Source organism: Streptomyces sp. DSM 120436 (genome assembly GCF_055778765.1).
Genome location: NZ_JBSKBS010000001.1, coordinates 4,362,733 through 4,376,483 on the forward strand (window position 1 = coordinate 4,362,733; position 13,751 = coordinate 4,376,483).

Below are 13,751 nucleotides of genomic sequence, written 5' to 3' on the forward strand. Positions count from 1 at the left end.
GTCGGGGGGAGAGGGGGCCGAGCCGGATCAGCGGCGCGAGGCCCTTGTCACCGCGCCGGGCCGGTCTTGCGGAAGACCCAGTAGTCGGCGCTCTCTTCGGCGATGTAGTGGGCGTCGCCCAGCTTGAACTCCAGGAGGGCCAGGGAAGCGACCTCCTCGGACCGGGCGAAGTCCTCGAAGTTCGTCTCGGTCGCGTAGCTGCCGCGGGTGGAAACCGCGATCAGACCGCCGGGCAAGGCGTACTCGATCAGGGTGAGCAGCGCCGTGGGGCGCACATGGCCGAGCGTGAACACACCGCTGCTGACCACGATGCCGTACTGGTCCAGACGGTCGTCGCGCCGGGGCACCGAGAGGTCCACGCCGCCGTGGACCTTCCGGTACGCCTGGGTCTTGAGGGCTTCGGCGGCCATGTTCTCCGAGAGATCGACGCCGTCGATCACGTAGTCGCCCAGGGTGCGCAGGACACTGCCGACGAGGCCGGTGCCGCAGCCGGCGTCGAACACGGTCGTGTCCGGCGTCGCGTAGGCGGAGGCGAGCAGGTGCACGAGGTTGGCCGCGATCCGGGGTGCCACCCATTTCTGGTCCGCCAGGTCCACGTCGTACCGCGACGCCCAGTCCTCGTAGTAGTTCTTCAGCCCCGGAGAATCGTCGAAGAAGACGTGGGACTGCTTGACGTTCGTGAAGGAGCTGCTCATGGGATTTCCTCCCTGTCGGTCCGGATCGACGATCGCGAGGGTTCTTCTCTCGCTCTGCTATGTCACTGCGGGCACGTCTGGCGCGCCCGATTTCCGCTCGGTGCCGGTGCCGTCTCCTCGCGATCGGGAGTTCTTCACGTCGAACACCATGTAGACAGCGATTCCGGCAAGAACGAACACGGCGCCGCCGACCTCCGTCCAGGTGGGCATCCGTTGTTCCGCCGGGAGGCTCATGATCGCGCCGAAGATCGTCTCGGTGGCGAGCAACGGCCCGACCAAGGGCACCGGAATGCCCTGCGCCGCCTTCACCCAGATGTATGTGCCCCACCAGGAACCGATGACCCCGAGGAAGACGCACCAGGCGATGATCTTGAACAGGGGGTACGGGGCGAAGGTCTCCTCGGGCGTGGTGGCGACGGCGAAGGGCAGCAGGACCATGGAGGCGCCGCCTGCCCCCATGGCCACCAGCGCTGCCCAGATCTTGGGGTCCGGCTTCGTCTCCCAGGTGCGCTGCGACTGGGCGTTGCGGACGACGAAGTAGGACCAGGTGAGCATGGCCATGAGGGCCAGCAGGATCCCGAAAAGTGATTCGTGAGCGTGGTCCGAGGGCTTTTCGTGGATGAAGTCCGCGGCGCTCAGGAGAGTGAGGCCGGAGAGAATCAGGAGGACCGGCGCGACCAACTCGCTCCACGACATGCGTTTTTCCGCGACGTTGCCGGCCACCGCGATGGTGATCGGTGAGGATCCCACGATGACCGCGGTGATGAAACCACTGCCCATGGTGGCGGAGTACGAGACGCAGATGTAGAAGACGAAGTACCCCACAAAGCCTATGTACAGGCCGAAGAGGATCCTGCGCATCGGCATCAGCCTGAGCAGGCTCCGGCCTCGGAGCAGGACGTACAGGCCGCACAGGCCGAACAAGGAGTACCGGCCCGTGACCAGGAGCAGTTCACTCGCCGGCTTGACGGCGGCCGGGGCGGGGAAGGCGAAGGCCCATAGGAGAGCGGCCGTCAGTGCCGCTGCCACGTTCTTTTGCGTGCTCCCCATCACGCAGTCGCTTCCAGCGCGGGATTCCGCCCAGCGGCAAAACCGTTCTGCATCAGCCAGTCCCGGTTGTAGATCTTGGAGATGTATTTGCTTCCGCTGTCCGGCAGGACGGTGACGACCGTGGCCGGTCCCGTCAGCGACCGGGCCACCTGCACGGCGCCCCACACATTGGCGCCCGAGGTGCCGCCGCAGACGAGACCCTCGCGCCTGGCCAGGTGCTGACAGGTGGCGAAAGCGTCGGCGTCGGTGAACTGAACCACATCGTCGACGACCGAGAAGTCCATGCACTTCGCCAGGTGATCCTCACCCGCGCCCTCGACGAAGTACGGTGCGATCTGTGAAGGGTCCACGACGCCTTCGTGGAAGTAGCGGTGGTATATGGAACCCACCGGATCGAGCAGGATGGACGTGACGGACGGGTTCTTCGACTTCAGGAACCGGGAAGTTCCGGAGATCGTGCCCCCGGTGCTCCCCGATGCGACGAACGCCGTCACCGAGTGACCGAGCGCCTCCCAGATCTCAGGGCCCGTCGATCGGAAATGAGCCTCCGCGTTGAGCGGGTTGTCGTACTGGTTGAGCATGAACGAACCAGGCGTCTCCGCGTGGATGCGCCTTGCGCGCGTCACATAGTGCTTGGCCGAGTCCGGCGGGGCCGAGGTCGGGCAGACGATCACCTCGGCGCCCATGGCGCGCAAGGCGTCCTGCTTCTCCTTGCTCACCTTGTCCGGCATGGTCAGGATCGCGCGGTAGCCGCGTGTCGCCGCCATCATCGCGATTGCCGCACCAGTGTTTCCGGAGGTGTTCTCCACGACGGTCGTGCCGGGCCGGAGCAGATCGCGGTGCTCGGCGTCATCGAGGATGTAGCGGACGATCCGGTCCTTGATGCTGCCCCCCGGATTCATGAACTCGGCCTTGGCGAATATCCGAACACCGGCCGGAACGTCGAAGGTCTTCAGTTCGACGAGGGGCGTCCTGCCGATGAACGACTGGACATTCATGCCGACTCCTTACGAGAGGGGAAACGGTGATGGAGAGCCGGATCGGCGGGTGTGCCGCGGACACCGGGCCGGCACTCGCCCGGTGCCTTGCCGTCCGCTGCCGACTGTCAACGCACCGAAGAGGCAGCGGAGTCCGGTCAGAGGGCAGAGTCAGGAATCTTCACCGAGTCGAGGATTACGACCGTGTGACCGACCCTTTCGCCCTTCCTCACCAGAGCCAGGGCGTCCAGTGCCGGTATCTCGAACGGCGCCAGCTCCTCCTCCAGTTTCAGGGCCTGCGCCCCGGCGGCCGCGGGGGACAGGCCCTCGAAGGCGTCGCGCAGAACGTTCACCGGGTAGAAGTGGAACGGTCCCAGTCCTTCCCTCTCCCATTGGGCGTATCCGCCGACCACTTCGGCCGGCTCGGACTGGACCTTCCAGGTGTAGGTCAGGATGTTGCCGTTGTAGCCGGCGGCTCCGGAGAGGGCCAGGATCTCAGACAACGGAATGCGCGCACCGATCGACGACAGTACCCGCCCGCCGACCCGAAGAAGGGGATGCGCCTGCTGGAGAGCCAGGTAGTGGAGCGTCAAGAGGTTCTTTTCCGCGGCTCCGGGAATCTCCTCGCTGCGCTCGGTGATGAAGGTCGAACTCGTCTGTCCGTCGGCCAGGTCCTCGTCGCCCGCCATCGGAATGTTGGGGAGGTTCTCGTAGATCACGTCGATCTGCGACAGCTTGTCGGCCAGCGGGGCGAGGAGGTCACCCGCGCCTCCGATCAGTTCTACGTCCTCGATCAGGAGGTTGCTGCGAATGTTTTCCCGCGCATACGTGAGAACGTCCTGATGGAGGTCGGTGAAACCGACGGTACGTGCTTGCAGAATTTCCACGGCTGCCAGGGCGTCGAGTCCCGCTCCCGTCCCGATCGTGCAGAACCGCGGGGCGAGTACGCCCATGTGTGCCAGCGTCTTGAACGCGGGAACGGCAACGCTCGCCACCCAGTCGGCCCGCGGGTCCTTTGCCTTCGGGAGGTAGGAATGGTCCGAAAGCCGGAGCCCGATGGATGACCTGATCCGTTCCAGTTCGCTTATCTGGAAGAAGTCGCCGGGCGACACAACCAATTCGGAATGGTCGACACGTGTACCCATCTCGGTCTCCTTAGAGGTGGCGACAGCACTGCTTCTGTGAAGGTCTCCGGCCCGCCCGATTCGACGAAGGGTGGGCGGGCGCACGGAACCATTCTGTGCCGAAGGGATCAACTGCGATCGCATTGCGCCTTTCACCGGGGGGGGCGGCGTTTTGCGGTAGCAGCGATTCCACTATCGCCATGGCCGGCAACGCCGTACAAGGGGTGCCCTGTTGCCTGTCGTCAGGCAACGCTGGCAACAGCGGATCCCGGAGCACCTCGCCGTATGCGTCGGTCCGGCGCTCGCCGGCGCACCGGCCGGTCGCCGTGCGCTCTTTCCCGTCGCCGGCTCGGACGGCTCTGCCTTCTCGATCGGGTCGATCGTGGGGTCGGGTCGCCCGGGGGCGCCGGGTGTGACTGTCGGAGCGCTGCCGTCTCGTGGCTCTTCCGGCTCCCCGGCCGCTCGTCCGTCACCGAGAACTTCGGCGCGTCTTCTGGGCCTCTGCGTTGGTCGGCGTCCGCTGCGACCCGAACTCGCGGGATTTCCACGGCCGCAGACGTGCCGGTGGGAAGAAGCGCCTCCAGGCCGTGCTCGCCCTCGCCCGCCGTGGCGCCACCGGTGACTACGGCAGCCTGGCAGCAGCACGCGGAAACCGGACCCGCGCGACCCGGCCGCAAGGATCGGCATATCGCCATGAAGCGGGCGTTCTCCGCCTGCCGACGGGTCCGCTGCATACCAGACGTGCGACCGGGCCGCATCGGGAAAGAGCTTTCCGGCCGCCTCGGAGGTTCCCCGTTGACACTGCGAAAACCGACTCCCTAGCATGTAGGTATACCGGTTGGTATACGTCACCGTCTCCCCCCCCCACGAAGGAGATGCGCACGTGTTGCTCCGTCTGTCCGGCGTAGCGGCTGGTGAAGCCCTGGTTGCCGCCAGAACCTGTGCTGTCGATCCGCTGGGACGTCAACGGCACGGCTACCGGTGTATGAGGACGCAGCCCACCGGCCCGTACGGGAGAAGAGAATCCGTGAAACCCGTATACATCCGCGATGACGTCGAGCCGCAACGTCAGCACCTCTCGGCGATCGGCCGGTCCGTGTGCCGACACGGCTGGCTGCCGGGGATGTCCGGCAGCATCTCGATCCGATCAGGTGAAGCGATTCTGATCACCGCCGGTGACCTGGACAAAAGGGTGATGACCCACCAGGACACCGTGATGGTGGATCCCTTCGACGGGCTGCCGTTGCTCGGGGAGACCGAGTGGCCCCCGGACGAAACCGCGATACACCTCGCCCTCTACCGGCGATTGCCCGACTGCGGAGCGGTGATCTGTGCGCAAGCACCGTGCGCCGGGGCACTCACCACCGTGGCCGACGGCAGCGGCCAGGCGCTCCTCAGGGAACCGGAAGCGGCGCGGGCGGTCGACTTGTCGGATGACTGCCCGCCCGTACCGCCGGTCGTTGCGGACCGGCTTGATGCGTCACGCGTCGCCGAAGACGTGATGGCCGCTCTCGACGCCTCGACCCTCGGCACCTCTTCGGTTCTGCTCGTCCGGCAGAACGGCCTCGTCGCCTGGGGCCGTGACGCCGACGAAGCGCTCGGCGAGCTGAAGCGTATCGAACGGCTCAGCCACCTGCCCCAGGTCGGCGCGGTCGCCGACGAACCCGCTGAGGTCAGGGTGAACACCTGGTGACACTGCTACAGATCATGCCGGAGAACGCCCCGGAGACGGTGCGGGTGCGGACCGACGACCTGGACGTCATCCAGGGGGAGTTGCTCAGGATCGGTGTGCGCCTCGTCCGGTGGCACGCCGCCCGCCGGCTTCCGGCCGACGCCGACGACACCACGGTCATGAAGGCGTACGAGAGCCACATCGACCATCTGGGCGCCGAGGGCGGCTACCGGATCGTCGACATCGTCCGCAGGGTTCCCCCGCCGGCCGGTCCAGGCCCGCAGAGATGTCCAGCGCGTGAGGCGTTCATGCAAGAACACGTCCACGACGACGATCTGGTGCGCTTTCTCGTGGCGGGCACGGGCTGCTTCTCCCTCCATGTCGCGGGACAGGTGTACGCGTTGCTGTGCACGGCAGGGGACCTGCTGTCCGTACCAGGACGCACGCCCCACTGGTTCGACGCGGGCGCTCACCCGAACTGCACGGTGATCCGTTTCTTCCAGCGGGCCGACCGCAGTGCCGTCCGCGTCCTGCCGGACGGCATCGCCTCCCGGTTCCCGACCCATGACGAGTTGCTGGCGACGCCCGGCGACTGACCGGCGCCTCATCGAAGACCTCCGCGGCCATCTCGCCGGTGCGGGGCGCGACCTTCCTGCCCAGGCTCTCTCACCGGTGAGCGCTGCCGGCTTCCACGGAGCCCACTCGCAACCGCCAGGGCGGTCCGAAGCGTGCGATCCGGATCACCAGGCCCACCGACCGGACCAGGAAGCGGGCGCGGCAGTCGCGGCAACCCCGGCTCGAACCGGCCACTTCAGGACAAATGTACAATTCTGGGGGCTAGACAGTGGTACGAGAACCAGTACAGGGATCATCGTCAACTCGGCGTACCCAGGAAAGAATCGGCTCTCTCGACGGAGTGCCAGCGTCATACGGACAGTTGCTGCGGGCTCACCGGACGAAGCGAGGGCTTTCGCTCACGCAGTTCGCCGCCCGGGTGCATTTCAACCCGGGGCACATCAGCAAGGTCGAGACCGGCAAGCGGTCACCTTCGGTGAGCTTCGCGAAGGCCTGCGACCGGGCACTCGACATCGGAAACACCTTCACCGTCATCGCCTCCGCTCTGGAGGTGGCCACCCGGCAGCAGCAAGGCTGGATCCGGCCTGCCCAACTTCCCACGGCGAAAAGGCATTTCGTAGGGCGCCACGATGACCTGCGTCGACTGGACGGGCTCCTTCGAAGCCGCGAGCAAACACTTGCGGTACCCGTGGCGGTGATCAACGGCCCGCCCGGTGTGGGAAAGACCGCACTCGCGGTGCAATGGGCACACCGAGCCGTCAACGACGGCCACTTCCCCGACGGGCAGCTGTTCGTCAGCCTTCAGGGGCCCGAGCCGGACACCGCGGCCGCTCCCTTCGACGTGCTGGAAGATCTGCTGCGCGCCGTAGGCGTGCCTTCCGAGTGCATTCCAGCCGAGCTGGAACAAAGGGCTGCCACCTTCCGGTCATACCTGCACAGCCGGGAGATGCTCCTGGTTCTGGACAATGCCGCGGACGCCCAGCAGATCCGCCCCCTGTTGCCGGGATCTCCGGGATGCGCCGTCGTGGTGACCAGCCGGTCGCGATTACCGGGGCTGATGCCCTTGGTGGACGCCGTCTCGCTGCCTCTGCCCGAGCTGTGCCAACCGGAAGCCGTCAAGCTGATCGGCGCGGTCATAGGCCAGGTGCGGGCCGACGCCGACCCAGGCGCGGTGGCCGTATTGGCGGAGCGATGCGGGCGTCTTCCCCTGGCTTTGGTCCTGGCGGCCGAGAGGATCGTGAGCCGACAGCACCACAGTGCCGAGGTCCTTGCCACCGAACTCAAACCCCGACAGGCCAGGCTGGACCTCGCAGAAGGGGGCGTGGTGCTCCGCGACGTGTTCGAGACCTCGTACAAGGCGCTCGACGAGCAGAGCGCTCGTGTCTTCCGGGGGCTCGGCCTGCTCCCGGGGCGCCTGATCGATGTGGTCAGCACGGCGTCGATCGCGGGTGTCCCTCCGGAGGAAGCCTCACTGTCGCTGTGCAACCTGGCCGCCGCGCACCTGGTTCAGCGTCATGGTGAGCGTCACTATCGCATGCACGACCTGTTGCGGGCGTATGCGGCCGATCTGTCGAGGCAGTCGAACGGCGACCCCGGGCGCGCGATGGCGAACGGCCGTGCGGCCGACCCGGTGCCCACGCCGAACTCCCTCGCGGCTCCTTCTCTCGTCGCGTAGAACCTCACCGGTGGCCGGGGGCCCGACAACGGACACGAGCCCGGGATCGTCCCCGGTGTTTCACGGGGCCGGGGATCGGCGTGGTCACTGGGGAAGCGACCTTTCGATGAGGACTTCGGCCATGTGTTCAGCACGATCGACGGCCTGGTCAAGCGACCGCATGGAATCGGCGACGCAGGCCCCCTCGTGCAGGATCAGAATCTGGGCGGCCAGTCCCGCGGGGTCGTCGGAGCCGGCTTCCGCGGCCAGTCCTTCCAGGTAGGAGAGCAGCCAGGCCTTCTGGTCGCGGGCGACCGCCCGGCCAGGGTGGCCTTCGGGGAGTTCCACGGACGCGTTGATGAAGGCGCAGCCCCGCAGGCTCCGCTCGCGCATCCACTCGCGCAGGGCGTCGAACGTGGCCAGGATCTTCTCCGCCGGGGGACCGTCATGGCCGTTGACGTACTTCACCAGCGTGGAACGCCACAAGCCGTCACGAGCGCGCAGATAGGCGACGATGAGGTCGTTCTTCGAACCGAAGCGGTCGTAGAGGGTCTTCTTGGTGACGCCTGCTTCTGCCGCGATCGCCTCGACACCGACGGCGTGGATGCCCTGCTCGTAGAAGAGCCGCGAGGCTGTCTGGAGGATTTTCACGCCGGCCGGCGTGAGGTGCTGCACGCCGGGTCGTCGGCTGCTTCGATCTACGGTCTCGCTATTGACAGCCACACCTCAACGCTACACCCAGCGGTATGGTTACAACAGTGGCTCCGCGGGTGTGAACACCCGAGGACGCCTCGTGAACGCCGAGGAGTCCCGTCTCGCCGGCGAAGTGAACGACCATTGCGACGCCGTTGTCGCCCGTGTCGCCCGTTCGTCACGACATGCCGCCGATGGGGCAATGGCGGGCCTGGTCGGTCGGTTCGGTCCACCGTGTTACGCCGGAGCGCGTGATGAGGAGGCCGGATGACCGAGGTTCACCGCATCGAGGCCGTCGTTTTCGACGTCCTCGGCACGATGGTCGATGAACCCGGTGGGCTGCGAGCGGCCATGCGGGAGGCGGTTCCTGCGGCAGAGGAAGCGTTTGTCGACCGGCTGCTCGACGTGTGGCAAGAGCATGTCGAGCGCGAGCAGCGTCGCATCGCGGGGAATGTGCGGCCCTACGTCAACTCGCAGGTCATCGACCGGGAGGCGGCCGAGCGTGTGGCCGGCTGCGTCGGCCTGACCGACGCCGCCGCCCTCGATCGGCTGGCCACCGCGGGACAGCGCATGAAGCCCTGGGGCGACTCCCTCGCCGGCCTCGCACGGTTGTCCGAGCGCTTTCCGGTACTGGCCCTCAGCAATGCCAGCCGTGCCTCTCTGCTTCGGCTCAACGCTCACACGGGACTGCGCTGGCACCAGGTCCTGTCCGCCGAGGACGTCCGGGCGTACAAGCCTGCGCCGGAGGTCTACCGGCTCGCGCTCGACGCGGCAGGTTCCCCGCCGGAGCGCGTGCTCATGGTTGCCGCGCACGCCTGGGACCTTCGCGGGGCCCAAGCCGTGGGCATGCGAACTGCTTATGTGCAGCGACCGGTAGGGGATCCGCCGCGCAGGAGCGACTCGTTCACGTGTCGGTCCAGTGGCTTGGAGGAGTTGGCCGCCGTACTGGCGGTGGTGTAGTGCCGGAACGGACGGGTCTTTGGCATCCGACGGCCGGAGCCTTCCCGCCGTGGTGCCACAGCCCTGTTGCGGGGCTGTAAAGAGGGAGCGGAGGAACTCGGCCGCGGTCCGGTCCAGGGACGTGAGCCGCCGGGACCCGGGTGCCGACGGCCGCGTGGCCGAGGCCGATTCGTTCGAACAGGTGGCGGAGAGGCGGGCCGTGACGCTGCGGTGGACGGTGCCGCGGGCCGGCTCGCCCCTGGCTGGTGGCGAAGCCCGGTTCGTCGGGAATTCCCGACGTCCGGCAGCGGCCACGGTCGGACGGCCCGGACCTCACCCGCGGTGTCGTCGATGCTTTGCGCACATGCGCGACGCTCTCCTCCGGTCCGCGTACCGCGTGACTTTCCGCCCGCAGGACTCCGGCCTCCTGAAAGGAGTCCTCGCGGCAGCGGCTCGGGGCGGGCTGTCACCGTCGCGACGACTGACTGCCATGCCGACGGGTACCCGGTATCCATACTGGTAGGTTTACTACGAGAAGGCGTTTCCGCGCCGTGTTCGGCAGTCGAGACTGCTTGGAGACCCTCGGATGAGGATGCTGCTTCGGCACGTGTCTTGTGGGTACACCGGTCGTAGTCGAGACGTGCAGCGGGACGGTCTGCGGCTCGGGTTCTTCCCCTGCCTTCTCCCTGTCGTTGCCTTGCGGCTTGGGGCAGCAGTCTGGGCAAGCAGTCGGAACACGGCTGCCCACCAAGTGGTAGCGGTCGCGATCGATCGGTCACAGTCGGGGTCCCGGTCCGCTTTGCACCACACGGCTGCCCGGATCGTGTACTCCACGGGCGCCGGCGGGGCATCCGGCCAGTCGCAGGTCCACTCGACCGCCTGGTGTTCTGGAACCGGGCGAAGCCCCGGCTGTCGGGTGTGTTGAACGACTTCCAGCTCGATGCGGAGGATGGCTCCGTGCTCGACGAAGTGCTTACCTGGCGCATCGTCAGGTAAGCCGGCATCTGGCCAGCATGAGCCCTCGCACACTCCGAGACGGGTGCTTGGCCGGCGATAGTGCAACAGCCTCATTTTCCGCGGAAGCGCAGGCGAGGAGCCGACCCCCGCGGCCTCGAGCAGGTGGAACTCGGCCGCCACGCCGGCGACGGACAGCCGGCCGTCCGGGAAGAGAGCGAGGTCCATCCGCCATCCCCTCCGGGACGCCGACGGCGTGCTCGACATGATCGCGAAGGATGTCAGGTCGCGCTCCAGCGGCTCCTCGCTCCACCGGAACGACGCCAGACCGCGGACCACGAGCAGGGCAGCGTCGCCCGTGCGGTACTGCAGGGCCGTACTAATCTGATGCTCGAGTGGCACCAGCGCTACCGGGGCCCCGGCGTGATGATCTACTGGCACGTCGAGCGGAAGTCGGTGTGCATCTACTTCCAGCTCAAGTCCTGTTCGGCCTCCGAGGTCGCCTCGATGATCGAGGGCGTCCTGCGTCACTGCACCGACATGGACGTCGACCGGCAGTACACCGACACCCACGGCGCCTCCATCGTCGGCTTCGCCTTCGCGCACATGCTTGACTTCAAGCTCATGCCGAGGCTGAAGAACATCGGCTCGGCGAAGCTGTACCGGCCGGCGGCCGGGGAGGACGAGAGCTGGCCGAACCTCGCGCCGGTGCTGTCCGCCAAGACGATCAACTGGGATCTGATCCGCCAGCAGTACGACCAGATCGTGAAGTACACCACCGCCCTGCGCCTGGGCACCGCGGAGGCCGAGCAGGTCCTGCGCCGCTTCACCCGCGGCGGGCCAAAACACCCCACCTACCAGGCGATCGAGGAACTCGGGCGGGCGGTGCGGACGGCTTTCGTTTGCGACTACCTCGCCGACGTCGAGCTGCGGCAGGAGATCCACGAGGGCTTGCAGGTCGTGGAGAACTGGAACAGCGCGAACAAGGACCTCTTCTACGGCAAGGACGGCGATCTCGCCGGGCAGGACAAGGAGTCCCAGGAGGTGTCCGTGCTCGCCCTCCACCTGCTTCAGTCCGCCCTGGTCCACGTCAACACGCTGCTGATGCAGCAGGTCCTCGCCGACCCGAAGTGGGCCGACACGCTCACCGATGCGGACCGGCGGGCGCTGTCGCCGCTGTTCTGGACGCACGTGAACCCGTACGGCAGGTTCGAGCTGGACATGAACAGCCGCCTCGACCTGGGCCTGGAGTTGACCCCAGCAGCGACGGTGCCCGGCCCGCGTACTTCTGAGGGCCGGGGCGCCACGGCATCCACCCTGACCAGAGCCGGGCGCACGGTGGAGGTGTGGCCGGGCGGGTGCGCCGCTGTGCGTACATCTTCCAAATCCACTCCGCCGCCCCGCCCTTGACGGTGATCTTCCCGCGCTTGCCCTGCAGGTACAGGTCCTCGGATGAGGACGGCGCCAGCCGGGGAAGGGAGGCGGCCGTGCTTCAGAGCACGGGGTTTTCGGCGCCGGCCAGCATGTTCTCGATGAGGTCAGCAGCGCGCCGGGTGCCGCCCTCGGCCCGGGCGGCGGCCTGCAGCTGCTTGGACCTGTCGACGCGTTCCGGATCCGTGACCAGGTCGTTCAGCGCCGCGCGAAGGGTCTCGGCGGTGGCGTCAGCGGTGTCCACACGGCAGGCGACGCCGAGTTCCACGAGCCGGTCGGCGTTCATGAACTGCTCGGCTCCCTGCGGCACGGCGATCATGGGAACGCCGGCGAGGAGCCCTTCGCCGCAGCCGCCCATGCCGGCGTGGGTGACGAAGGCGTCGGCCTGTTCCAGGATCGCCCGCTGCGGGACCCAGGAGCGCACTTCGACGTTGGGCGGGATGGTGCCGAGTTCCTCGGGGTCGGTGTACTTGCCGATCTGGAGTACGACGTGCCAGCCGGGCAGCTCGCCGAAGGCCGCGATGCACTGGCGGTAGAACGCGGGCTGGCGCGTGTACGCCGAGCCGAGCGAGACCAGCAGCACGTTGTCCGCGGCCGCCGGGCGGGTCCAGCCGTCCGTGTCCGCTCGGGTGTCGAAGCAGGGGCCGACGAAGGTCACCGTGCCGGTGTCGACTCGATCGGCGTGCGGCTGCATCGCTCTCGGGATCAGGGCGAGGGCCCGGGCGGGCGGACCGGAGAACGTGTCCACGTCCGTGGTGGTCGCACCGCAGTCGGCGAGCCACCGTGCGAACCTGTCCCGGTACGCGTCGGCGCCCGGCAGCTTCCGCAGATGAGCCGCGACTTCCTCCTGGTAGCCGTCCCAGCCGACGAACGTCGGGGACAGCTGCACGAGGGGACGGCCCTGCGCTTCGGCGAGGGCACGCGCGGCATAGGCGCCGATGTCGTAGAGGTACAGGTCGGCCGGATCGTCGTCGTAGATGGCGCGCAGTTGCGGGAGCGCCTGGACGGCGTCGTCGAGGAAGAGGCTCGCCGCGGCGATGGGATCGGCAGGCCAGTCATTGTCCGCGACGGGCAACGTGGAGGTGCACGGCACCAGCTCCGCGCCGACGGACTCGATCCGGTCGGCCACGAACGGGTCGTTGGCGTAGGTGACCCGGTGCCCGCGGGCCACCAGCTCACGGATGAGCGCGAGGCTGGGCAGGACATGGCTGACGATGGGGACGCCGACCATCGCGATATGGGCGCGGGGACGGGACATGGGCGATCACTCGTTTCTGGCGCGGGGCGGGTGCGGGCGGTGTGGCGAGGACGCGAGTCAGGGCTGGTCGATCTGCGCGGCGGCCTCCTCCAGGTCGGCGACGGTCCCCGACATGATCGTCCGTACCTGCCTGGTGATGTGCTGCACGGGCCAGTCCCACCACGCCACGGCGAGGAGCCGGGCGATGTCCGCAGCGTCGTAGCGGGTGCGGATGAGCCGGGCCGGGTTGCCGCCGACGATGCCGTAGTCGGGGACGTCGCCGGTGACCACGGCGCCGGCGGCGATGATCGCGCCGTGGCCGATGCGTACACCGGGCATGACCGTGGCGCCGTGGCCGAACCACACGTCGTTGCCGACGACCGTGTCGCCCCGGCCGGGCAGGTCGGTGATCAGGTCGAAGTGCTCCGCCCAGGAGCCCCCCATCGTGGGGAACGGGAAGGTGGAAGGACCGTCCATGCGGTGGTTGGCGCCGTTCATGATGAACCGGGTGTCCGTCCCCAACGCGCAGTACTTGCCGATGACAAGCCGCTCGGGACCGTAGTGGTACAGGACGTTGCGCGTCTCGAACGCGGTCGAGTCGTCCGGATCGTCGTAGTAGGTGAAGTCACCGACCTCAATCAACGGCGACTTCACCAACGGCTTGAGCAGAACCACACGCGGGTGCTCGGGCATCGGATGGAGCACGGTGGGGTCAGCGGGAACGGGTGGCATCGGGGGAGCGGTTCCTC

11 protein-coding genes and 1 pseudogene are annotated in these 13,751 nt (G+C 67.6%); 5 read left to right on the forward strand and 7 right to left on the reverse strand.

Annotated elements, in window-relative coordinates; all coding sequences use genetic code 11:
* Positions 1–47: 47 nt before the first annotated feature.
* The 4 genes from ACWH4W_RS19380 to ACWH4W_RS19395 form a co-directional block, all read right to left on the reverse strand.
* Positions 48–695, reverse strand: a complete 648-nt coding sequence (locus ACWH4W_RS19380; RefSeq protein ID WP_473076974.1) for a class I SAM-dependent DNA methyltransferase — start codon at positions 693–695, stop codon at positions 48–50.
* A 57-nt stretch (positions 696–752) separates the two neighbouring features.
* Positions 753–1,724 carry a DMT family transporter gene (locus ACWH4W_RS19385; protein ID WP_473076975.1) on the reverse strand — a complete coding sequence of 324 codons (972 nt, stop codon included), beginning with the start codon at positions 1,722–1,724 and terminating at the stop codon, positions 753–755.
* A 20-nt stretch (positions 1,725–1,744) separates the two neighbouring features.
* The gene (locus ACWH4W_RS19390; RefSeq protein ID WP_473076976.1) at positions 1,745–2,743 is read right to left on the reverse strand and encodes a PLP-dependent cysteine synthase family protein; all 999 of its coding nucleotides are present in this window, start codon (positions 2,741–2,743) and stop codon (positions 1,745–1,747) included.
* Positions 2,744–2,880: 137 nt separating this feature from the next.
* On the reverse strand, positions 2,881–3,867 hold the full coding sequence (locus ACWH4W_RS19395) for a class I SAM-dependent methyltransferase (RefSeq protein ID WP_473076977.1): 987 nt from the start codon (positions 3,865–3,867) through the stop codon (positions 2,881–2,883).
* A gap of 1,006 nt (positions 3,868–4,873) precedes the next feature.
* Here ACWH4W_RS19395 and ACWH4W_RS19400 point away from each other — a divergent pair.
* The 3 genes from ACWH4W_RS19400 to ACWH4W_RS19410 all read left to right on the forward strand — a co-directional run bounded on the left by ACWH4W_RS19400 (position 4,874) and on the right by ACWH4W_RS19410 (position 7,769).
* Entirely contained in the window at positions 4,874–5,539 is a 666-nt protein-coding gene (locus tag ACWH4W_RS19400) for a class II aldolase/adducin family protein (protein WP_473076978.1), read from the forward strand.
* Positions 5,536–6,114, forward strand: coding sequence for a cupin (locus ACWH4W_RS19405; protein WP_473076979.1), 579 nt, complete (start codon positions 5,536–5,538; stop codon positions 6,112–6,114). Before ACWH4W_RS19400 ends, ACWH4W_RS19405 begins: the two co-directional genes overlap by 4 nt.
* A 320-nt stretch (positions 6,115–6,434) precedes the next feature.
* Positions 6,435–7,769: a helix-turn-helix domain-containing protein gene (locus ACWH4W_RS19410; RefSeq protein WP_473076980.1), complete on the forward strand. Its 1,335-nt coding sequence runs from the start codon at positions 6,435–6,437 to the stop codon at positions 7,767–7,769.
* A gap of 84 nt (positions 7,770–7,853) precedes the next feature.
* Here the strand turns inward: ACWH4W_RS19410 and ACWH4W_RS19415 are convergent, their stop codons facing one another.
* A complete protein-coding gene (locus ACWH4W_RS19415; protein WP_473076981.1) occupies positions 7,854–8,423 on the reverse strand; it encodes a TetR/AcrR family transcriptional regulator in 570 nt (189 codons plus the stop codon).
* A 285-nt stretch (positions 8,424–8,708) separates the two neighbouring features.
* Between ACWH4W_RS19415 and ACWH4W_RS19420 the strand changes: the two genes are divergently transcribed.
* Positions 8,709–9,401: a haloacid dehalogenase type II gene (locus ACWH4W_RS19420; protein ID WP_473076982.1), complete on the forward strand. Its 693-nt coding sequence runs from the start codon at positions 8,709–8,711 to the stop codon at positions 9,399–9,401.
* 1,314 nt (positions 9,402–10,715) lie between these two features.
* A pseudogene (locus tag ACWH4W_RS19425) lies at positions 10,716–11,576 on the forward strand (Tn3 family transposase); the annotation flags it as partial.
* A gap of 250 nt (positions 11,577–11,826) precedes the next feature.
* Here ACWH4W_RS19425 and ACWH4W_RS19430 read toward each other — a convergent pair.
* Both ACWH4W_RS19430 and ACWH4W_RS19435 read right to left on the reverse strand, forming a co-directional pair.
* Entirely contained in the window at positions 11,827–13,023 is a 1,197-nt protein-coding gene (locus tag ACWH4W_RS19430; protein ID WP_473076983.1) for a macrolide family glycosyltransferase, read from the reverse strand.
* Positions 13,024–13,080: 57 nt separating this feature from the next.
* Positions 13,081–13,734, reverse strand: coding sequence for a CatB-related O-acetyltransferase (locus ACWH4W_RS19435; protein ID WP_473076984.1), 654 nt, complete (start codon positions 13,732–13,734; stop codon positions 13,081–13,083).
* Positions 13,735–13,751: the final 17 nt, after the last annotated feature.